Annotated in this window: 24 protein-coding genes; 15 read left to right on the top strand and 9 right to left on the bottom strand. The window is 66.8% G+C overall.

Annotated features, from left to right (window positions below; translation table 11 throughout):
- Positions 1-275: 275 nt before the first annotated feature.
- On the bottom strand, positions 276-716 hold the full coding sequence (locus ACLQ28_RS01510; RefSeq protein WP_425684378.1) for a (deoxy)nucleoside triphosphate pyrophosphohydrolase: 441 nt from the start codon (positions 714-716) through the stop codon (positions 276-278).
- A gap of 183 nt (positions 717-899) precedes the next feature.
- Here ACLQ28_RS01510 and ACLQ28_RS01505 point away from each other — a divergent pair, with 183 nt between their 5' ends.
- Positions 900-1,208, top strand: coding sequence for a 4a-hydroxytetrahydrobiopterin dehydratase (locus tag ACLQ28_RS01505; RefSeq protein ID WP_425684377.1), 309 nt, complete (start codon positions 900-902; stop codon positions 1,206-1,208).
- Here ACLQ28_RS01505 and ACLQ28_RS01500 read toward each other — a convergent pair.
- Both ACLQ28_RS01500 and ACLQ28_RS01495 read right to left on the bottom strand, forming a co-directional pair.
- Positions 1,195-1,611 (bottom strand): VOC family protein, encoded by a 417-nt coding sequence (locus tag ACLQ28_RS01500; protein WP_425684376.1) that lies wholly within the window; start codon positions 1,609-1,611, stop codon positions 1,195-1,197. The genes ACLQ28_RS01505 and ACLQ28_RS01500 overlap by 14 nt on opposite strands.
- A 2-nt stretch (positions 1,612-1,613) precedes the next feature.
- Positions 1,614-1,967, bottom strand: coding sequence for a DUF1801 domain-containing protein (locus ACLQ28_RS01495; RefSeq protein ID WP_425684375.1), 354 nt, complete (start codon positions 1,965-1,967; stop codon positions 1,614-1,616).
- Positions 1,968-2,084: 117 nt separating this feature from the next.
- Between ACLQ28_RS01495 and ACLQ28_RS01490 the strand changes: the two genes are divergently transcribed.
- The 5 genes from ACLQ28_RS01490 to ACLQ28_RS01470 all read left to right on the top strand — a co-directional run bounded on the left by ACLQ28_RS01490 (position 2,085) and on the right by ACLQ28_RS01470 (position 6,499).
- Entirely contained in the window at positions 2,085-2,969 is an 885-nt protein-coding gene (locus tag ACLQ28_RS01490; RefSeq protein ID WP_425684374.1) for a LysR family transcriptional regulator, read from the top strand.
- A complete protein-coding gene (locus ACLQ28_RS01485; protein ID WP_425684373.1) occupies positions 2,966-3,721 on the top strand; it encodes a class I SAM-dependent methyltransferase in 756 nt (251 codons plus the stop codon). The genes ACLQ28_RS01490 and ACLQ28_RS01485 overlap by 4 nt, the downstream gene beginning before the upstream one ends.
- Positions 3,722-3,731: 10 nt before the next feature.
- Positions 3,732-4,094 (top strand): PH domain-containing protein, encoded by a 363-nt coding sequence (locus ACLQ28_RS01480; RefSeq protein ID WP_110563545.1) that lies wholly within the window; start codon positions 3,732-3,734, stop codon positions 4,092-4,094.
- Positions 4,095-4,317: 223 nt separating this feature from the next.
- Positions 4,318-5,052: a class I SAM-dependent methyltransferase gene (locus ACLQ28_RS01475; protein WP_425684372.1), complete on the top strand. Its 735-nt coding sequence runs from the start codon at positions 4,318-4,320 to the stop codon at positions 5,050-5,052.
- A gap of 166 nt (positions 5,053-5,218) precedes the next feature.
- A complete protein-coding gene (locus tag ACLQ28_RS01470; RefSeq protein WP_425684371.1) occupies positions 5,219-6,499 on the top strand; it encodes an MFS transporter in 1,281 nt (426 codons plus the stop codon).
- An 8-nt stretch (positions 6,500-6,507) separates the two neighbouring features.
- Here ACLQ28_RS01470 and ACLQ28_RS01465 read toward each other — a convergent pair whose 3' ends face one another.
- From ACLQ28_RS01465 to ACLQ28_RS01455, 3 genes are read right to left on the bottom strand one after another with little or no spacing between them, the layout of a single operon-like run.
- Complete coding sequence (locus ACLQ28_RS01465) at positions 6,508-6,747, bottom strand: hypothetical protein (protein ID WP_425684370.1); 240 nt, start codon at positions 6,745-6,747, stop codon at positions 6,508-6,510.
- Positions 6,744-7,091, bottom strand: coding sequence for an ArsR/SmtB family transcription factor (locus tag ACLQ28_RS01460; protein ID WP_425684369.1), 348 nt, complete (start codon positions 7,089-7,091; stop codon positions 6,744-6,746). The genes ACLQ28_RS01465 and ACLQ28_RS01460 overlap by 4 nt, the downstream gene beginning before the upstream one ends.
- Entirely contained in the window at positions 7,088-7,546 is a 459-nt protein-coding gene (locus ACLQ28_RS01455) for an SRPBCC domain-containing protein (protein WP_425684368.1), read from the bottom strand. The genes ACLQ28_RS01460 and ACLQ28_RS01455 overlap by 4 nt, the downstream gene beginning before the upstream one ends.
- A 179-nt stretch (positions 7,547-7,725) precedes the next feature.
- Here ACLQ28_RS01455 and ACLQ28_RS01450 point away from each other — a divergent pair, with 179 nt between their 5' ends.
- Both ACLQ28_RS01450 and ACLQ28_RS01445 read left to right on the top strand, forming a co-directional pair.
- Entirely contained in the window at positions 7,726-8,130 is a 405-nt protein-coding gene (locus ACLQ28_RS01450; protein WP_425684367.1) for a hypothetical protein, read from the top strand.
- An 18-nt stretch (positions 8,131-8,148) separates the two neighbouring features.
- Entirely contained in the window at positions 8,149-8,952 is an 804-nt protein-coding gene (locus ACLQ28_RS01445) for a class I SAM-dependent methyltransferase (protein ID WP_425684366.1), read from the top strand.
- A 62-nt stretch (positions 8,953-9,014) separates the two neighbouring features.
- On the opposite strand, the gene ACLQ28_RS01440 is transcribed toward ACLQ28_RS01445, so the two are convergent.
- Positions 9,015-9,731: a hypothetical protein gene (locus ACLQ28_RS01440; protein WP_425684365.1), complete on the bottom strand. Its 717-nt coding sequence runs from the start codon at positions 9,729-9,731 to the stop codon at positions 9,015-9,017.
- A gap of 9 nt (positions 9,732-9,740) precedes the next feature.
- Positions 9,741-10,763, bottom strand: a complete 1,023-nt coding sequence (locus ACLQ28_RS01435) for a class I SAM-dependent methyltransferase (RefSeq protein WP_425684364.1) — start codon at positions 10,761-10,763, stop codon at positions 9,741-9,743.
- A gap of 197 nt (positions 10,764-10,960) precedes the next feature.
- On the opposite strand from ACLQ28_RS01435, the gene ACLQ28_RS01430 reads away from it, so the two are divergent.
- The 5 genes from ACLQ28_RS01430 to ACLQ28_RS01410 are packed head-to-tail and all read left to right on the top strand — an operon-like array spanning position 10,961 to position 16,149.
- Positions 10,961-12,241 carry a hypothetical protein gene (locus ACLQ28_RS01430; RefSeq protein WP_425684363.1) on the top strand — a complete coding sequence of 427 codons (1,281 nt, stop codon included), beginning with the start codon at positions 10,961-10,963 and terminating at the stop codon, positions 12,239-12,241.
- The gene (locus ACLQ28_RS01425; protein WP_425684362.1) at positions 12,228-14,591 is read left to right on the top strand and encodes a nitrate- and nitrite sensing domain-containing protein; all 2,364 of its coding nucleotides are present in this window, start codon (positions 12,228-12,230) and stop codon (positions 14,589-14,591) included. The genes ACLQ28_RS01430 and ACLQ28_RS01425 overlap by 14 nt, the downstream gene beginning before the upstream one ends.
- Positions 14,588-15,061 (top strand): roadblock/LC7 domain-containing protein, encoded by a 474-nt coding sequence (locus ACLQ28_RS01420; protein WP_425684361.1) that lies wholly within the window; start codon positions 14,588-14,590, stop codon positions 15,059-15,061. Before ACLQ28_RS01425 ends, ACLQ28_RS01420 begins: the two co-directional genes overlap by 4 nt.
- A 19-nt stretch (positions 15,062-15,080) precedes the next feature.
- Positions 15,081-15,563: a DUF742 domain-containing protein gene (locus ACLQ28_RS01415; protein ID WP_425684360.1), complete on the top strand. Its 483-nt coding sequence runs from the start codon at positions 15,081-15,083 to the stop codon at positions 15,561-15,563.
- The gene (locus ACLQ28_RS01410) at positions 15,541-16,149 is read left to right on the top strand and encodes a GTP-binding protein (RefSeq protein ID WP_425684359.1); all 609 of its coding nucleotides are present in this window, start codon (positions 15,541-15,543) and stop codon (positions 16,147-16,149) included. The genes ACLQ28_RS01415 and ACLQ28_RS01410 overlap by 23 nt, the downstream gene beginning before the upstream one ends.
- A gap of 311 nt (positions 16,150-16,460) precedes the next feature.
- On the opposite strand, the gene ACLQ28_RS01405 is transcribed toward ACLQ28_RS01410, so the two are convergent.
- A complete protein-coding gene (locus tag ACLQ28_RS01405; protein WP_425684358.1) occupies positions 16,461-16,847 on the bottom strand; it encodes a hypothetical protein in 387 nt (128 codons plus the stop codon).
- A gap of 892 nt (positions 16,848-17,739) precedes the next feature.
- Here ACLQ28_RS01405 and ACLQ28_RS01400 point away from each other — a divergent pair.
- Positions 17,740-18,039, top strand: a complete 300-nt coding sequence (locus ACLQ28_RS01400) for a hypothetical protein (RefSeq protein WP_425684357.1) — start codon at positions 17,740-17,742, stop codon at positions 18,037-18,039.
- 172 nt (positions 18,040-18,211) lie between these two features.
- A complete protein-coding gene (locus ACLQ28_RS01395; RefSeq protein ID WP_425684356.1) occupies positions 18,212-18,823 on the top strand; it encodes an ankyrin repeat domain-containing protein in 612 nt (203 codons plus the stop codon).
- Positions 18,824-18,959: the final 136 nt, after the last annotated feature.

Raw genomic sequence — 18,959 nt, 5'->3', positions numbered from 1 at the left:
TTCTAAAATAATCTCCCCCCCCCCCAACAAAAAAAAAACGGTTTCTTAAAAAAAACAAACGGGGGGGCCCTTGTTTTTGGTGCGCCCCCCGCCCCATCCCCACCCCACCCATCCCCACCCCACCCATCCCCACCCCACCCATCCCCACCCCACCCCACCCCCCACCCCACCCCCCACCCCACCCCACCCTCCCGCGCGATCTTGCACTTTCTGTCCCGACCTAAGGGGCATGTCGCGCAAACCGGCGACCGAAACTGCAAGATCGCCGGGCTGACCTAGCTGGGGTTGAGGAGGGGGCGGAGGGCCGCGACGATGGGGGCGTCGGCCGGGAGCCAGGTGACCGACTCCAACTCGTCGACGGCGAGCCAGCGGAGCGCGGAGTGTTCCAGGGCCTGCGGCTGGTCACCGTGTAGCAGGCGGGCGGCGTACACCTTGAGCACCGAACGGCCGTGCGCCATCCGTACGTTGCGGCCGACCCGGTCGCCGACCTCCACGCGTACGGCCAACTCCTCGGCGCATTCCCGGACCAGCGCGTCGGTCTCGGCCTCCCCCGGCTCGACCTTGCCGCCGGGAAACTCCCACATCCCCGCCACCTCCGGTGGGGCGGAGCGCGCACAGGCGAGCACCCGCCCATCCTGGATTATCGCCGCACCGACGATTACCTTCAGGTCCCGTCGTTCGGCCTGCCCGCCATCATTCGCCCGTTCGGTCCGCACGGGCGTCCAGGGTGCCAGATCAATCGGCGGTTTGGGTACCGTAGCCGTCCGCTAGGCCAACAGAACACGGAAGTGTGGGCGTGGACACCCCTTCCGAGCGGCGAGAGACTAAGGGACACCGACAAGACACGGGATGGCGACGATTTGGCCACGAGCCGACAACGGCGCTTGGGGGGTGCGGTGATGCGCGTGCTGTTCAACAGCAGGGCAAAGCACGATTACCTTTCCGACGCGTTGACCTTGCTATCTGGTTGGACGCGCGAAGGCGAGCAGATCCGACGGACGCTCGCGATCGACGATACCCAGCACGCGGCCCTGACTGAACGGGTCAAGGTCGTCGCGGACGCGCTGCGCCTGCGCCCCGAGATCAGCCGTTCGCCCGACAGCACCCAGATCCGGGTCGGGCACGGCAACGGCGAGCCGCTGACCGAGGGTGAGGTCCTGTTGGCCGCTCGCATCGAGGACGCGTACCGGGCGGTCACCGAGTCCTGACGTTGGTGTCCGGGATGCCCTCCGCGTCTTGGGGATACCAGCGCAACTCCACCGAGTTGCCGTCCGGGTCTTCAACGTAGATCGAGGTGGCCGACCCGCGGGCGCCGAACCGCCCGACCGGCCCGGTCAGCACCGTGAAAACCCCAGAGTCGACCACCTGGGCCCAGTCCAGCGGTGCCACCACCAGGCAGAAGTGGTCGACGTTCGCGCCCTGCGGCTCGCCTCGGACGAGGTCGATGATGCTGTCGCGGCTGATCCGCACCGACGGGAACGGGACAGCACCTGCACGCCACTCGTCGGCCCGTACCGGCGCCAGCCCGAGCTTTCCGCAATAGAAGTCCAGAGAGCGCTCCACGTCGGCGACGGTCAGCACAAGATGGTCGAAGCCAGTCACTCGCACCATGCTCACGCCTCCTCCAGTTCGGCGGCCGCGCGCAGCCAGTCGGTGAACAGGGCCGGATCGATGTCGGCGAGGGCGCGCACCTTCACCACTGCCATCGCTCGGGCGGCGGGCACCAGCCGCCCGGACGGGTCGGTGATCTCCTGCCCCCGCCACAGGCCGAAGGTGACGTAGGACCCGTGGGCCTTGACGAAGCAGACCGGGCGTTGACCAGGCCGGTCGCCCAGGCTCCAGACCGGGTGCCCATGCCAGACCGCTCCGGTTGCCCGGGGTACGGCCGCAGCGATCACCGGCGTCAGCTTCTCCCCGATCTCGCGCAGCGGGCCGGCCAGTCCGGCCAGGTAGTCGTCGATGCTCATCTCGCAGCCTCTCGGTCGAATGGTTGCCGTGCGGCGTTTACGATCCGCGAACCGAGACCGCCGACCAAGACCTGATACCGCTACGATCGTTGCCCACAGGTCAACGATGGGGGCACGGTGCTGGAGCGGTACGAGGTCGAGACGTTCCTGACGCTCGCCGAGGAGCTGCACTTCGGCCGGACCGCCGAGCGGCTGACCGTCAGCACCGGCCGGGTCAGCCACGTCGTCAAGAAGCTGGAGCGCCGCATCGGTGCACCGCTGTTCGCCCGGACCAGTCGGGTCGTCCAGCTCACTCCGATCGGCCGGCAACTCGCCGACGACCTCGCCCCGTTGGTCGCCGGGATGAACGAAGCGGTCCGCCGCGCGGTCGACACCGGCCGAGGCGTCACCGGGACGCTACGGGTGGCGTTCGTCGGTGAGTGGACCGCGCCGGTGCTGCTTAGAGCAGTCGCCCTGTTCACCGAACGGCACCCCGACTGCCAGGTGGAGGTGCACGAGGCGCAGTTGTCCAACACTCGTTCCGGGCTGCTCGACGGCTCCACCGACGTGTTGATCGCCTCGTACCCCTTCGACGGGATGGCCACCGGCCCGGCGCTGCTCTCCGAGGACCGGGCACTGGCGGTGGCAGCGAATCACCCGCTCGCCCGGGAACGGTCCGTTTCGCTGGAGGTGCTCGCCGACCACCCGGTGGTGCAGTACCCGACAGCGACCTCGGCGGAGTTCAAGCGGGACCGCACCCCGGAGCGCACCCCGTCCGGCCGGCCGGTGCCGAAGGGCCCCGCCGGGAACACCTTCTCCGAGATGCTGTCCCTGGTCGCGCTGGGTCGGGGCGTACTGCCGGTGGGCGAACAGACGCGGCGCTACTACCCGCGCCCCGACGTGGCCTACGTGCCCATCCGCGACGCGCCACCGATCGAACGTGGGCCGGTCTGGTTGCCCAGCAACACCACCACCCGGGTACGCGAGTTCGTCCGCGCCGCAGCCGACGCGAACACCCGATGAGGCACGGGGAGTTCCGCCACCACCGGCTGGTCCAGGTCTACGACGCCGAGTGCCCGTGGGGGCCCGACGACGACTTCTTCCAGGCGGTGGTCGACGAAACCCCGGCCGCCCGGGTCCTCGATTTGGGCTGCGGCACCGGCCGGCTGACCGTCGCCCTCGCCGGCGCCGGGCACACCGTCACCGGCGTGGACCCCGCCAGCGCGTCCCTCACCGTGGCCCGCGCCAGGCCGGGCGGTGAGCGGGTGACCTGGATCGAGGGCACCTCGGCACTGCTACCAAGCCAGGCGTTCGACGTGGCCGTGCTGACCAGCCACGTCGCGCAGTTCTTCGTCGACGACGCGGAGTGGGCGCGTACCCTCGGCGACCTGCGGCGGGCACTCGCGCCCGGCGGCCGGCTGGTGTTCGACGCCCGCGACCCGGCGGACCGTCGCTGGGAGCGGTGGAACCCGGTGGATTCGCAGCGGCGGATCACGCTGCCGGACGGCGGCGAGGTCCGCGCATGGACCAAGGTCACCGGGGTACGCGACGGAGTGGTCGACTTCACCCACCACTACCACTTCGCCGATGGTGGCGAGCTGCTCAGCTCGGCGACCCTCCGCTTCCGCACAGAAGACGAGCTGCGCGACTCCCTGACCAGGGCTGGCTTCACTGTGGACCGCATCCACGGCGGCTGGCACGGCGAGCCGGTGGGCCAGGGCGACGGCGAGTTCGTCGTCATCGCCCGCGCGGAGACGCTGGCACCGGTTTTCTAGCCTTGGACGCATGGCGAACATCGCGTATGACCGCAAAGAGCAGGTCCAGCAGATCGAGAGTGGCCTCCTCGACGGTGAGCAGATCATCGCCGTCTACGACGCTGTCGGCACCGGCACCGGGTTCATCGGGCTGACCGACCGACGGGTGATCATCCAGGACCGCTCCTTCATCGGGAAGCGGTTCGCGATCACCAGCATCCCGTACTCGAAGATCACCAGCGTGAGCGTGGTCAGCAACAAGTCCTGGGGTGGTTCGTTCTTCTCCACCGGTGCGATCGCCATCCACGTCGGTACGCACACCTACGAGGTGGAGTTCCGTGGCGCGCAGAAGAGCCACCACGTGCACAACGTGATCCTGCACCACATCTCCTGACCGCCCGACCCGCCGCCGGCCCGGCTGGGGTAAATGCCTTGCCGGGCCTCGGCGCCTTCTGATGTCCTCGGTCGACAGCCGCGCGAAGGGAGCAGCCACCATGCCTGACACCACGAAGTCCCCCGAACCGACAGTCATTCGACCTGAGGAATCGAGGCCTCGTGAGCAGGACCGTTCCCCTGGCGCTGCTGGGTGCCACTGACCCCAACCCCGGAGGCCGCTGATGTCGGTCTTCGACGATCCCGGCCTCTTCGGCCGGCTCTGGGCCGCCGGATACGACGACGGCGGCACCAACCCGGACCCGGCCCCCGCCGTTGACTTCCTGGCCGACCTGGCCGACGGCGGCCCGGTTCTCGAACTGGCGATCGGCACCGGCCGGGTCGCGCTGCCGCTGGCCGAGCGTGGCCTCGCCGTGCACGGCGTCGAGGCGTCCGAGGAGATGCTCGCGCAACTGCGGGCGAAACCCGGCGGCGACCGGATCCCGGTGGTCGTCGCCGACATGGCGGACGTACCGGTGGCCGGTGAGTTCCGGCTCGCCTACCTGGTCTACAACACGCTGTTCAACCTGGTGGACGCCGAACGCCAGGCGGACTGCTTCCGCAACGTCGCCCGGGTGCTGGCTCCCGGTGGCGCATTCGTCATCGAGGCGTTCGTGCCCGACCCGCGCAGCTTCGACGACGACGAGCAGGTGCAGGTGCGGTCCGTGACCGAGGACTCCGCGACGATCCGGCTGCACCGGTACGACCGGCCGGCGCAGCGGTTCATCCGGCAGACCATCACCTTCGACGGTGACGGTGTGCACCTCAAGCCGTTCGCCATGCGGTACGCCTGGCCGCACCAGATCGACGCCATGGCACAGCAGGCAGGGCTCCAGCTCACCGAGCGGTACGCCGACTGGCAGCGACGACCGTTCCACGCGGACAGCCCAGCGCACATCTCCGTCTACCGCGCGGAGTAGCGGCGGGTGATCGGCTCCGGTTTCCGGAAACCCGGGGTGTCGAGTCTTCTCGACCCCCCGACGTGAAGGAACCGGAGCCGGTCACCGGCGCCTTTCCGCCCTGGGCTGATTCTGCTGTCGGCAGTCTTACTTGAGCCGCAGGGTTTCCGACGGGTGAGCTGGCACCATGCCCATGGACGTCGCTCGTTTCCCGCGCTCCTCGCCGTACTGGCCGGTGGTCAGTCATCCGCAGCTCCGGCGCGTCCTGCCCGGTCTCGCCGTGTCCGCTCTGGGCGACGGCATGGCGGTTGTCGCGGTGACCTGGCTTGCCATCCAACTCGCACCGTCGGGTCAGCGCGGCACCTGGATCGCGGTGGCCATGGCGGCGTACACCCTGCCCAGCGCGGCCGGGACTGTCATCTTCGGCCGGCTGCTGCGCGGGCGCGGCGGTGCCCAGCTTGCCGGGTGGGACGCGATCCTGCGGGCCTCGGCGCTCGCGGCGATCCCGCTCGCGTATCTCGCCGGCGTGCTCACCATCGGGCTGTACGTGGTGCTGCTGGCCGCGTCGGCCCTGCTGCACTCGTGGGGCTCGGCCGGGCGGTTCACTCTGATCGCCGAACTGCTGCCGCAGCGACACCACCTACCCGCCAACGCGGTGCTCGGCACCATCGCCGGGTTCGCCACGATCGTCGGCCCACCACTGGCGGGCATCCTGATCGGCTGGGCGGGGCCGGTGTGGGTCCTCGCCATCGACGCCGCCACATTCGCCGCGCTGGCCCTTACGTACCGCCTCGCCCTTCCCGCCACCGACAAAGCACAGCGGGCCGAGCGCGACGCTTCGCGGACCGCCGGCTTCGCGGTCATCCGCCGCAACCCCGCACTGCTGGGCCTCCTGGTGCTGAGCGTCGGGTTCTTCTTCCTCTTCGGACCGGTGTACGTGGCCATGCCGATCCATATCACCGACGACCTGCACGCCTCCGCGACGCTGCTCGGCATCTACTACACCGCCTTCGGCGTCGGCGGCCTCGTCGGCGGGGTGGTGACCGGTTACCTGCGCCGCTGGCCGCTGCGGGTCACCACCATCGGCATCGTCGTCGGGTTCGGGATCACCATGCTGCCTCTCGGCCTGGGCGCACCGCTCGGCGTGTCGTTGCCGGCCTTCGCACTGGCGGGCCTGATCTGGGCGCCGTACATGTCCACCTCGATGGCGCTGTTCCAGCGCAGCACGTCGACCGAGCAGCTGCCGGCGGTGCTCGCCGCGAACGGTGCCATCCTCGTGCTGGCGGTGCCCCTGGGCACCATGCTCGGTGGGCCCCTGGTGGGTGCCATCGGCGCCCGCCCGACGCTGCTGCTCTGCGCCGTGGCGATCGTGGCCCTCGGCCTGCTCGCCGGGGGGTACGCGATCTCACGGCGGAGCGCGCGACCCCCCGGCGGTTCAGCCGTCACCAGGATCAGTGCCAGTCGCTGATCCTGACGTCATCCGGGACCGTCGATGACCCGCCACCGCACCCGGCCGGCGCGATCCAGCTCCAGAACCTCCATGTCGAAGCCGCCGACGTCGCCGAACCGGAAGGCCAACTGCCCGCCGCCCTCACTCTTGCCCACCGTGTCGGTGGTCCACCAGCCGGCGATGCCTTCCGGAGTTGCCAGCGCACCGTAGACGTCGTCGAGCGGGGCGACGACACCAACGCGGTGCAGAATGTCGACGATTGTCATTCTCCTTCGTCGTGGCGGTTGCGCTCGATCGCCTCGGCGATCCGCTTGATCCGACGGAGTCGGGCGTCCCAGGTGGAGCCGACCGCCGACAGTTGAGCGACCGCGCGGGCGAGTTGTGCCTCGTCGACCTGGTAGTGACGCTCACGACCGGCCTGCTCAGCGTGAATCAGCCCGACCCGGTCCAGGACGGCCAGGTGCTTCGAGACGGCCTGGCGCGTGACGGGCAGCCGCCTGCTCAGCGACGTGGCAGTGCCCTGCCCCTCGGAGAGAAGAAAATCGATCATCGTACGTCGGATCGGGTCGCCGATCGCCGACCACAACTCGTCGTCGACCACCGCGCTCACGGGGTCGCGACCAGCCGCGCGACGTACCCGCCCAGCCGGGGCATGTAGTGGTCCCAACCGTTCTCGTGGTCGCGGTACTGCTCTTCCAGGACAGCGACCTCCCAACCCAGCTCGCGGAACCCGGTCTCGGTCATCCGGACCAGCGTTCCCGCGCCACTGGGCACCAGGTCGAAGGTGACGAGCAGCGCCTGCCCGCTCCGGTCCGGCTCGGTGAAACACCACCGGAAGGAGAACCGCTTCGGCGGGTCGACCTCGACGACGGCGAGCGCGACGGTCTTCGTCTCGCCGGTGTCGGCGTCGCGCCAGACCAGCTCGCCGGGCGCGCCGGCGAGCGACTCGAACCGCGCGTCGTCGGGCCACCACTCCCGCATGTGCTCGGGCTGGCTGACCACCTCGAAGACGATTTCCGGGGACGCGTTGACGTGGATGTCGCGTTCGATCGTTCCCTGTTCCATGCCCACAACCTTCCGCAACCTTTGGTTGCGCTTAACCTACGACAGCCCGCGCCCTTCGCGCAACCTTTCGTTGCATGTTGTGGTTCCGTCGTACCCGGGGTGCACGATCGGCGCATGTCTGAGCCATCGCCGCACCGACACCACGCCATCGACTACGTCGAGCTCACGGCTGATCACGCGTGAACGTTGACGAGAGTCTCGACCGTTACGGCCTCCACCCGAAGACTGCGGACCTGGTGCACATCCGCGACATCCTCAAGGCAGAGGCAGACCTCGATCAAAGCGACCAGGACACAGAACTCATGAATCTGTGCTGCCTGCAACTGTTCAACGCTGGTCAGCTAAGCGACGTCCTCCCCATCTGGCTGGCCAAGGAGTCGAGCTGGGATGCCCATTGTTCGATCGACATCCAGCTCCTTTGTGGAGCAGGGCTGGGAGCGACCAAGGCGCACCTTGAGGCCCAGAGCTCTGAAGACGCGGTCGATGCGTTGCGCTATCTACTTGAGTGTGAGGCCGCGGGCGACTTCGCGAACTTCTCGGTCGATGAGCAGAAGCGGTGGAGAGCCGACTACTTCTTGAGCTGAGTTAAGAAGGGAAACCCAGTGAAACCCTCGATCTCTGACGTGCAGGAGTATCTCTCGCTGGAACCGCTGACCACGCGGATCCACACACACCAGCGCTACAGCGAACTCCCCAACGACGTCGACGGCACCGTCCTGAAGGCGGTGTCGCTGTCCAGAGACGCGGATCTGCTCGACGTCGGTTGCGGCACCGGGGCCTTTCTTCGCGACTTGGCGGCGCAGGGCCATCAGGGCCGACTTGTGGGGCTGGACACCTCACCCGCGGCCGTGCAGGCACTCGGCGGCGTTGCCGGCGTGTCGGCGCACCTCGGTAACGCGATGGACCTGCCCTTCGACGCGGCGTCGTTTGGCGTCGTCACGGCGCGCCACATGCTCTACCACGTCCCCGACGTGCAGCGGGCGCTGGCCGAATGCCGGCGGGTGCTCAGGCCGGAGGGGATCTTCGCAGCCGTCGTCAATCACTCCGACGCGACGCCTCGGATATCCGCGCTCGTGGCTGACCTGGTATCTGCGGCAGGGGTCGAGCTGCCGGTTCCGCCCAACTCGCGAGTCCACAGCGACAACCTGCCCCAGATGCTCGAATCCACCTTTACGTCAGTCGTCGTGCATCGGTACGACAACGCACTCGTCTTCGATCGACCTGAGCCGGTCATCGCGTTCGCAGTGGCTCAACTGTCGTTCTACGGCGTCGAGCCCGACTCTGCACTCCGGCCGGAGCTGACGCGCGCCATCGAAACGAAGGTACGCGCCTGGTTCACCTCCGCCGAGGGAGCATGGCGCGACCCAAAGGGCCACGTGGTCTGCACGGCCCGCCTCAGTAAGTAGGGATCCTCGTTGCGTCCAACCAGGTCGGTGCCAACCTGGAGCCGGGTCGCCCCAAAGCCCTGTCACCGTCCGGTGTTGGCCGATCGCGTCTGTCGCCACAGGGCCAGCTTTTCGTATGCATCGCTGAGCTGCTGGGCCACGTCGGGATCTGCGGTCGCCGAGAGTTCGGCAACGAGCACATTCGCGGGTGCCGGGCCCGACAGCCAATCGTCGACCTCGCGCCAGAACTGGTCGTCCTGTCGCCTTCGAAAGACGAGGCGGCTGACGAGTTCGGCAAGCTGCCGGGCTGCGGGTTCTCCGACGCGCCCCTCCAATTCGGCGAGATACGGCGAAACGTCCTGTCCGCAATCGGCGATCGTGTTCAACACATCCCCTACCTCACACGCGCTGGGCCACGTCGAGATGGTTTCGCGCCACCAGGCCCACCCGAAGTCGCTGATCGCACTGCGCTCGTCGTCCGAACCCGACCGCCACAAGTCTTCGAGTCGAGACGGCAAGAAAACCTCGTAGCTCCAGTCGTCCATGTCGCCAGCCGCCACCAACTCCAGGAGGCGAGGCAGGAAGTGATTGAGGTATCTCTGATCACCCCACGTCGTCGTCGAGCTGAACAGCAACGGACCGAGCTGCTCAGCAGTGACCTGACGAAGTGGCGGTCGGTGCAGCGCTAGAACCTGCTCCGGGTCGACGCAGTGATCACAGTATTCGACGTCCTCGATCAGCGGGTACCGGCCGAACACCGCGTAGAGGTCGTCTACCGCTGCCTGGAGCTCGCTGTGCATCCGGTCACGCTAGCAACCAGGACCCAGCGATTGGTCGATCTTTTCTGGCCGCCGGACGCGCAGCACGCCGGTCAGCATCGGCAGGGTGAACTCGCCTTGCGCGGTTTCGGGCCTGCTCGCGAGGAAGTCGCGGATCCCGCCGAGGGTCGCCTCCCGGTCCTGATCTGCCATGACCAGCATCCCTGCCCGCGTCGCGAGTGTCGCGACGAGGGAGTCGGCGGTTCGGCGCTGCCCGTGCGGGAACTCGACCTGCTCCGGCGAGCCGAACCCGACCAGGCCAGAGCTGGGAACGAGCATGCCTGCCGTCGCCGCGCGCCAACTGCTCAGCGTGTCTCGGGGACCAATGGCCGCGCTTCCGCTGACCCGCTCGAGCCCGGCGACCCAATCGACCCGGTCGTCCATGACGTTCCACAAGCCGGCCAGACTGCCTCCGGGCGCGAGGACTCTGGCGATTTCCGGCCCTGCGACCGACATGTCGAACCAGTGCAGCGCATTGCCGGCAAGCACGGCATCGACGGACGCGTCCGGCAACGGGATCGTTTCAGCGCTTCCCGGCAGGGCACGGACGGCGGGCAGCGCGCGGCGCAGCTCGCCGAGCATCGCCGGGTCGGGCTCGACCGCGACAACATCCGCACCCAGCGCGACAAGCGTGGCGGACAGCTTGCCGGTGCCGGCGCCAAGGTCGAGCACTCGCGGGCCAGGCACGAGCTCAAGCGCCCAACGCACCGCGGCCTGCGCGTAGTCCGGGCGATGTTCGGCGTACGCGGTCGCCGCCGCGCCGAACGACGAACTGAGCAGCAGCCGATCATCCACGCCGGTCACCCTACCGCCGCGCCACTCCCGTTTGAAGGCATCGAAGCTTGTGACGCTGCCGGGCCGGACATCGCCTCGCCGGCAGTGCCACGGCCACGCGGCGATATTGGCCGCTGCAGCGCAAGTGCACAGCGACCACTTGCCCGTACCAGCACGAGCTTCCCAGCTCAGGGGCTGACTCGGGCTATCAGGCAGAGACAAGGGTTCGGCTTCTCGCAACCCTTAGTTGACCTTTCATTCATCTGCGCGACACCTATGGCTCGTCGTGAGCACGACGGCAACACGTGATCGGCCAGCGGCCAGGCAACTGGTCGTCCCGGTGCGGACTGCCCGTCGCAGGCTTCGTCAATCCGACCGCGTGCACGAGACCCACCAGTGGGGCTAGTCGCCCTCCTGACCTTCCGGAGGAACAGAACATGGAGTTGCCTGCGCGGCGGCGGTCCCGGAGTTGGCCGGAGGCGCTCAGATTCGGCCTGCCCCCACTGATCGCGGTGTTGCTCCTGGCACCCGTCGCGGTTCTCTTCCAGCATGCTCATCCGACCGGCGACGACCGTGTCAGTGTGCAGCGAGAACGCGACGGCGCCGAGTATCTCCGTCCACTGGGCAAACTTGCCGTCGCGCTGGTGGATGCCCAGTCCGCAGCCGTGGCCGGTCGGCCCGTCTCGGGTGAGCCACTCAAGGAGGCGGTAGCCGAGATGGCCGTGGTCGACACCCGGCTGGGCGGCGACCTGCTGGCACGCGAGCGTTGGGCCGGGCTCCGCGCGAAGATCGACGCGCTACCCGATCGTGCCACCGGCAAAGCCGCCAGCACCATGGCCGCCTACAGCGAGGCCGCCGACCTGCTCCTGGGGCTCTACCGCAAAGTACGCGAAGCTTCCGGACTAGCGCGCGACTCCGTCGCCGACACCTATTACTTGCAGGACGGTGCGGCCGAGGAACTGCCCGAGGCACTGGTGTACGTCGGGCGATTCAGTGACCTCGCGATGATCGCCCCAGCCCAGAACACGACGGACCACGAGCGAACGATCGCCGACCTCGGCGCTTACCGCGCAGCGGCGGTCTCCTCGGCCAGCGACCTGATCGACGACCTGCTTGCAGCAGAGACCGAAAAGGTCAGCCTGAGCGGCGGAGTGCTCGGCGAGATCGACGCCTTCCAGCGGGCGATGGAGACGTTGGGCGCCGTCACCTTCGCGACCAGAGCGAAGCCGAGTCCGGCCGCTACCGCCAAGCCGACCTCCAACGGCAGGGGTGACAAGTCAGACGGAGCTGACCCCGTGGGCGGTGGCTCCAGCGCCGCGACGAGTCTCGTCGTCGACGTCACCAGGATCAGTGCGGCCCGCGCCGCCGCCCAGAACGCCGCGGTCAAGCTCAACACGGCCATCCTCGGCGAGTTGGACGCACGGCTTTCTGCTCGGGTCGATGACCTCGACGGCGAGCGGCGACTCGTCCTGGGCGTCGCCGCTCTCGCGGTTGCCCTCGCGGTCGCCGCGGTGTGGGTCGCCCTTCCTCGCAGGGCGCGCCGGAGACGACGCGCCGCCGGGCCCGACGCCAACCCACCGTCTTCGTCGACCGCGCTCCGGCCAGCCACACCGTCGACCCTGCCGAACGGACGCGGCGGCTACGCGCAGGCTAGATACCCCACGCTCGACGAGGACAGCAGCCCGACGCACTGGAGCCGGACAAATGCTGCTCGATAAACTCCGCATCCGGGGAAAGCTCGCCGTCCTGCTGGTCATTCCGCTGTTCAGCATGGCTGCGCTGGCCGTGCCGGTGGTCGCCGAGCGGGCAGACGCCGCAGCACGAGCGGACCGGGCCGCCGTCGCCGCACGCACCGCGGAGCTGGTCGGCACGGTCGTGCAGGAGTTGCAGGAGGAGCGGTTACTCTCCGTCGGCTACCTGCTCGGCGTGGCCGACCATGCGTCTGTGGTGCAGCAGTCGACGACGGTAGACGACAAGGTCGAGGATCTGCGCGCAAACGTCGACGTCGACCATTCTGGCCCGATCGTCGCGGCGCTGGACGGCGTTCGCAAGATCACCGATACGCGTACCGCCATCCTGGCGCACCAGACCAGCGCCGACGCGACACTGACGAGCTTCACGAGCGTGATCGAGCCGCTCATCGAGGCACCCCAGTTGCTGTCCGATGCGGACACCGCGACCGCCGCAGGTCGTCAGCTTGTCGCTCTCGACGCACTGCTGCGCACCGACGAGCAGATCAGTGCCGCGGGGACGCTGCTCCTCCTCACTGCCGCAGCGCCGAGCCAGTCCGTCAGCACCCGCTACATCGCCACGCTGGCATCGCTGCAGGTGGAGCTCGACCGGTTCCACGCCTTCGCCACCAGTGAGCAGACCGCACTCCACCTGCTGCTCAACACTGGGGTGATCGCCCGAACCGGACAAGACTTCCTGGCTCTGGGGGCAGCCGACCCGAGGTCCGCCGTCGCAACAGTCCCGGTCACCACCATCTTCCCCGCGGTCTCCTCGCTGGGCCGACTCGGCGAGTTCGTCAAGAAGAAACTCGTCGCCGACATCATCACCGAGGTCACCAACCAACAACGCCGCGCGCTCACCACCGCGTACACGGTTGGCGGGCTGGTGCTGCTCGCGCTCCTGTTGGTGGTGGCCCTCAGCGTCGCGGTGGCCCGCTTCGTGGCACTCCCGCTGACGTGGCTGACCAGCTCCGCCGAGCGAATCGCCCGCCTCTCGGAGGCGGAACTGGTCCGCATCGCCGACGACGAGACGGAGTCACCGGCGCCGGTCCGCCTTGACCCGATCGACGTCAGCGGCAACGACGAGATCGGCGACCTGGCGCGCGCCTTCGATCGGGTGCAACATACCGCGGCACGGTTGGTGGAGCGGCAGGCCGCGAGTAGACGAAACGTGGCACAGATGTTCGGGCACATCGGTCGGCGCACCCAGAACCTCGTCGGTCGGCAGCTCGCGCTCATCGACCGGCTGGAGCAGCAGGAGACCGATCCGGACCGCTTGCAGCACCTCTACCGGCTGGACCACGTCTCCAGCCGGCTGCGCCGCAACGCGAACAGCCTGGTGGTCCTCTCGGGCTGGAACAACTCGGAGGAGCACATGGCTCCGCTGCCGCTCGGCAACGTGGTCCGGCTCGCGCTCGGCGAAATCGAGGACTACACCCGAGTCGACGTCGAGGTTACCGACGACGTTTCGGTCGTCCCGGCCGCGATCGGCGACCTCACGCTCACCCTCGCCGAGCTGATGGAGAACGGCACCGCCTTCTCACCGCCCCACACCCGGCTCACGGTCATATCCCAGAAGCACCCTGACGGGGTACGCATCTCGCTGGTCGACCACGGCATCGGCATGCCCCCGGAGCGGCTCGTCGAGGAGAACGTACGCCTGACCCGACGCGAGCGGCTCGATCTCGTACCGACCGAACTGTTGGGGCTCTTCGTCGTCGGTCGGTTGGCCCGGCGACACAACTGGCGGGTCGGCCTCACCACGACTCCGGGTGGTGGCGTCACTGCCGAAATAGACATCGATTCCCGCCTCCTGGTCGGCACCCCAGCGGGAGCACCGAGCTCAGGCAGGCCGGGCATCGCGGGACGTGCACCTGCCGATTCGGTCGGCCAGCCACCCACCGAGCTATCGCTGAACCCGGCGCTGCTCGACCGGGCGAGGCAGGCACTCTCCACCGGCGCCAAATGGAACGCGTTCGCCCCGCTCGACAGCCCGGCCACCGCGGCACCCCCCGGCGGTGCCGTCACCCTCTCCGCCGAGGTGTCCGCGAGCCCCGTGGTGGGCGGCCCCGTGTCCATGGGCGGCTCGGGGTCACTGGTCGTTCCCCCGACCTCGCAAGCCCGACCAGCGGCGGCGGGCACGCCCCAACTCACCCGACGGATACCCGGTGCCAGCCTGCGCGACCCCGATCCGGTCTCGAGCTACCACAGCGGCGCGCGAGCGCCCGAGAATCCCGACGAGGTTCGCCGCCAGATCAACCAGTTCGAGGCGGGCATCCAGCGCGCCCTAAGTGAGGTAAGCCCGAGTTACCACCGCGAAGAAAGTTCACCACGATGACCAGTCCATTCCTCCACGACAACGTCCCGTACACCCCGAACAGAGACTTCGCCGGCCTCAGCCATGAGGCGAGGACCTTCAACTGGTTGCTCGATGCGTTCACCACCAACACTGCCGGGGTGGTGGAGGCGATCGCTGTCTCTTCGGACGGCCTGCTGATGGCGATGTCGGCGAGCAAGGACCGACCGAACGCGGAACGGCTGGCCGCAGTGGTGTCCGGGATGACCAGCATGGCCGCTGGCGCCGCCAACTGGTACGCCCTCGGGATGCTCAATCGGATCATCATTGACATGACCGACGGCTACCTGATGATCACCGCCATCAGCAGCGGATCGGTACTCGGTGTCGTGGCCGATCGTTCGGCAAACCTTGGCACGGTGGCATACGAGATGACCCTCTTCACGACCCGAGCAGGTGGCGCGCTCACCCCGCAGCTCATCGTTGAGCTGAAGAACTCGGTTCAGGGCTGAGCGAGCCAACAGCGACGTCATGCACTGGAAGGAACAGAACTGGGAGGAGCCGGCGCCAGACGTCCGGATCCGCCCCTATCTGCGGGCCGTAGCGCCGGTCGAGCAATTCGGTGGGCAGGTGCCGACCGCCCCGGCAACGGCCGATGCTGCCGTCGCCCACGTTCCGCGTCCCTTCGTACTGACCTCGGGACGAGTGGCGGGAATCGACCCCACAATCAGGCTGGAAACCCAGGTGACAGCGCGGCATCCGGGCCAGAACTGGGACTCGCCCGAGCTGTCGCGCCTGACTTTCGAGATGCGCAACATCGTCCTGCTCTGCGCCGAGCCGCTCTCGGTGGCGGAGGTCTCCGCTCAGCTACGACTGCAGCTCGGCGTGACCAAGGTCCTGGTCGGCGACCTGCGGGCCGCCGGCTACCTGGACGTACACGTGCGTCACGGCGCCGAACCTACCAACCCCGATGTGATTCAGAGAGTGATCGATGGACTTAGCGCAATCTCCTGAGGTCGACCCGAGCCACGGCCGACCATCCGTGCCGATGCCCGTGAAGATCGTCGTCGCAGGCGGCTTCGGCGTTGGTAAGACCACCACCGTCGGCGCCATCTCCGACATCGCACCGCTGACGACCGAGGCGGAAATGACCGAGGCTGCGCTCGGCATCGACAACCTCGGCCTCGAATCGCAGAAGACCACGACCACGGTGGCCATGGACTTCGGCTGCGTCACCATTGACCAGAGCCTCAAGCTCTACCTTTTCGGTACGCCCGGACAGGCGCGGTTCGGCTTCATGTGGGACGACCTGGCCCACGGCGCGCTCGGCGCGCTCGTCGTGGTCGACAGCGCCCGGCTCGACGACTGCTACCCCGCCATCGACTACTTCGAGCACAGCGGCCTGCCCTTCGTCGTCGGCGTCAACGCCTTTCATGGCCAGATGGCGCACGAGCTGACGGAGATCCGTTGGGCCCTCGCGATCAACGATCAGGTGCCAGTGGTGCGGTTCGACGCGCGCGAGCGGACCTCCGTTCGTGACGCGCTGCTGGTGGTACTCGGCACCGCGCTGAACCAGGCGCTTGGAGAGCGGTCCGGCTAGCGACACCATGTTCGTCGCAACGCTGCCGGCGACCCGCGAAACGCAGCAAGTGGCCTGCTACGCGCTAGGTACACCAAAGCAGCCCGCACGAGTCGGAAACTACTCCATCGCCGCTACAGATCTTGAATGGTTAGGTTGAATCGGGTTCGAGGGTCAGGCCGGTGTGGGCGAGGAAGCTGTCTAGCAGGTCGGCCCGGTACTGGATGCGCTTGAGTCGGTTCGGCGAGTGGTAAGGACCTGGGTCGAAATAGCGGCCCCGAGGGTGCCTATTACACCAAGCGCGGCGACTAGAAGAACCGGCCAGATCTGGTTCATGGTGAGAGTATCCAGCCTCGATGCAAACGCAGCCGGTGCTCGCGTTGCCTTCCCGTCTGCCCCTCGAACCACCCTGCTGCGGCGGCTTGTTCCGCAACCATCGGATCCTGCGTGACGGTCATGTCCGCCATTCGGTGTACTACAGCGTCATCGGTGAAGAGTGGCCGCAGGTACGCCGAGCGCTCGACGCGTGGCGAGGAGAGTTGCCAACTGCGTAACAAGGGTTCGGTTATGGATTCGGTGTAGAGGATGGCAGCACATGGTGTCATCAGGGGATCGCGACGGCCATCCGTTCCGAAGGCGCCCTGCGATTCCCGCCAGAGGTTCGTAGCCGGTTGCAGCGCGCAAGAATTTTGCAACAAATTCACGAATGAATAGTTCACGTGATCTTTATTACACTACGGTCGGTAATTGTTCCTTGACTCCTCAAAATTACCCTCCTATGATCTTCAGCTGTCGATGGAATTCGGCGTGTGATAGGCAATGTGACGGGTCACCAAGGGGAGGCGGGAAGTCGTGAAACGTATCGGCAAACTAGGCGTGGCCGTGATTGCGGCCATAACGATGCTAGCGGGAATCAGCGGTCCGGCATACGCTGTATCCAAGGGGCAGATTGCGTCAGCGGCAGGTAGTCTGGGCGCTTTTGACAAGGCGTTCGACTCTATCGGCGCCGGAGCCGGTTACGCTGCGGCAGGCTTAGCATCCACGGCTGCGGTTCCCTTCAGCTGTCAGGTCAACAGTCCGAGCTACAGCGGCTCGTACCAGTGGGGCACCGGGTCGCCCGCAATGTTGGCGGGCATCGCGTGGACGGCCAACGCGAGCACGACATGTACCATCCCAATGGCGAGTATTTCGTACAACGCTTTCGCGATAGATCCCCAGGGTGTATCTCATCCGATCGCCGCTGGTTCCTGCGCGGGATGCTTGCAGGCCACGACGACCCCGACCGGCTACACGTGCGTCCAAGGCGACACCATTGCGGTGAACTGCGCGGGCGGATGGCAGGTGGGCTACCGTGCCGTCTTGACGGCTCCGCCTGGCCAGACATTCAACTCTGGCAGTGGAAGCTGTGCAGCTGCCGGCACTGTACTGCAATGTTCACAAACCGCATTCGTCGGTTTTGCTCCGCTGTTCGCCTTGTCCTCGCCACCCTGTACGGCGACTCCGGCAGCCGCTGCGGGATCCATTCGCTACCCGCTTATCGCGGCCAGTGCAGCATGTTACAACTTTCCTCCGTCGGGTAACGTTCAGCTATCCCTGAAGGCTATCCAGGACATGCTCGACACTCACTTCGAGGGTGGTTCTAACCAGGACAACAGCAAGGGCCTCTTTCTGCCGACAGTAACAAAAAGGGGCCTAGCGATTATCTTCGACGCGGGCCTTAAGGATTCGGGACCCTGGATACTGAACGCTAAGGGCTACTACGAGAAGACGTTCGCCTACGGAAATGTTGGCAAGAAGTCACTCCAATACGGAAACGGCGGGGCCGCCGACTACGTAACTCTGGTGGTTTCACGGTTCCCCAACGAGTGGGGACTGGTTGACGTTATCACGATGTTTCCTGCAGATAAGTAGGACGTAACACTAGCTTGCGAAGCGTCGGTGGGAGCCAGCTATCACTGGTCCTACCGACGCTTCTGCGGCATACGGAGCACGGTCACCCGAATGGGGATTGCGGATAACCAGAAGACGGTTAGAGAAAGTTGCGGCGTGACATTACGCGGTGGGACTGGCAAACTTTCATGCCATGGACGAGATACAACAGTTGGGACACGCCGCGGAAATCGGTGACCTACAGCAAGTCGCCCGGCTACTTAACGCGGGTGTCCCGGTTGATGCCAGAAACATCGTTGATCGGTCTCGCACGGCTTTGGATCGGGCTATCTGGGCAGAACAAGCGGAGGTGGTCCGACTTCTGTTAGAGTCGAATGCGGACCCGGATCAGCGCATCGGCGAATATGGCGAAGATGTGCCAGTGCGGTTCGCCGCTCCCAGGAACATGACACAGATTCTTCGTCTGCTGCTTGAAGCAGGTGCTGACCCTGACGGTCGTGCGCATGTCAAGCAGGCGACACCGTTGGTGTTGGCAGCCGTTCAAGGCCATGTAGTCATGGTAGAGCTGCTGCTGAAGCATGGAGCCAGCATTCACTATATTGAGGGAAAAATGGGCACACCGTTGACTGGTGCGGCGGCAGGCGGGTCGCCTGTAATCGTTCGCATGCTGTTGGATCGGGGTGCTACTCCGACGCTCGCGGCCTTGGAGCGCGCCGAAAGTAGAGCTGCCGAGTTTCGGTCCGACCCCGAACGCCTAAAAGCATTTGAGCAGATTATCGCCATACTCAAGGCTGCACGATCCTGATACTCGTGGCACATCCGTGCACATGTCCCTGGAGTGCAGAAATCGGCGGCGGGCGGAAAGCTCAGGAGTTTTGCCCAAACTGACCGGGTGTTGGACCTGGAGGCATACGCGGTTCTGATCACCCTGTGACTAAATA

Source organism: Micromonospora sp. DT201, assembly GCF_049841575.1.
Taxonomy (GTDB): Bacteria; Actinomycetota; Actinomycetes; order Mycobacteriales; family Micromonosporaceae; genus Micromonospora.
Note: the sequence above shows the minus strand (reverse complement) of the source record. Positions and strands in the feature narration are given on the sequence as shown.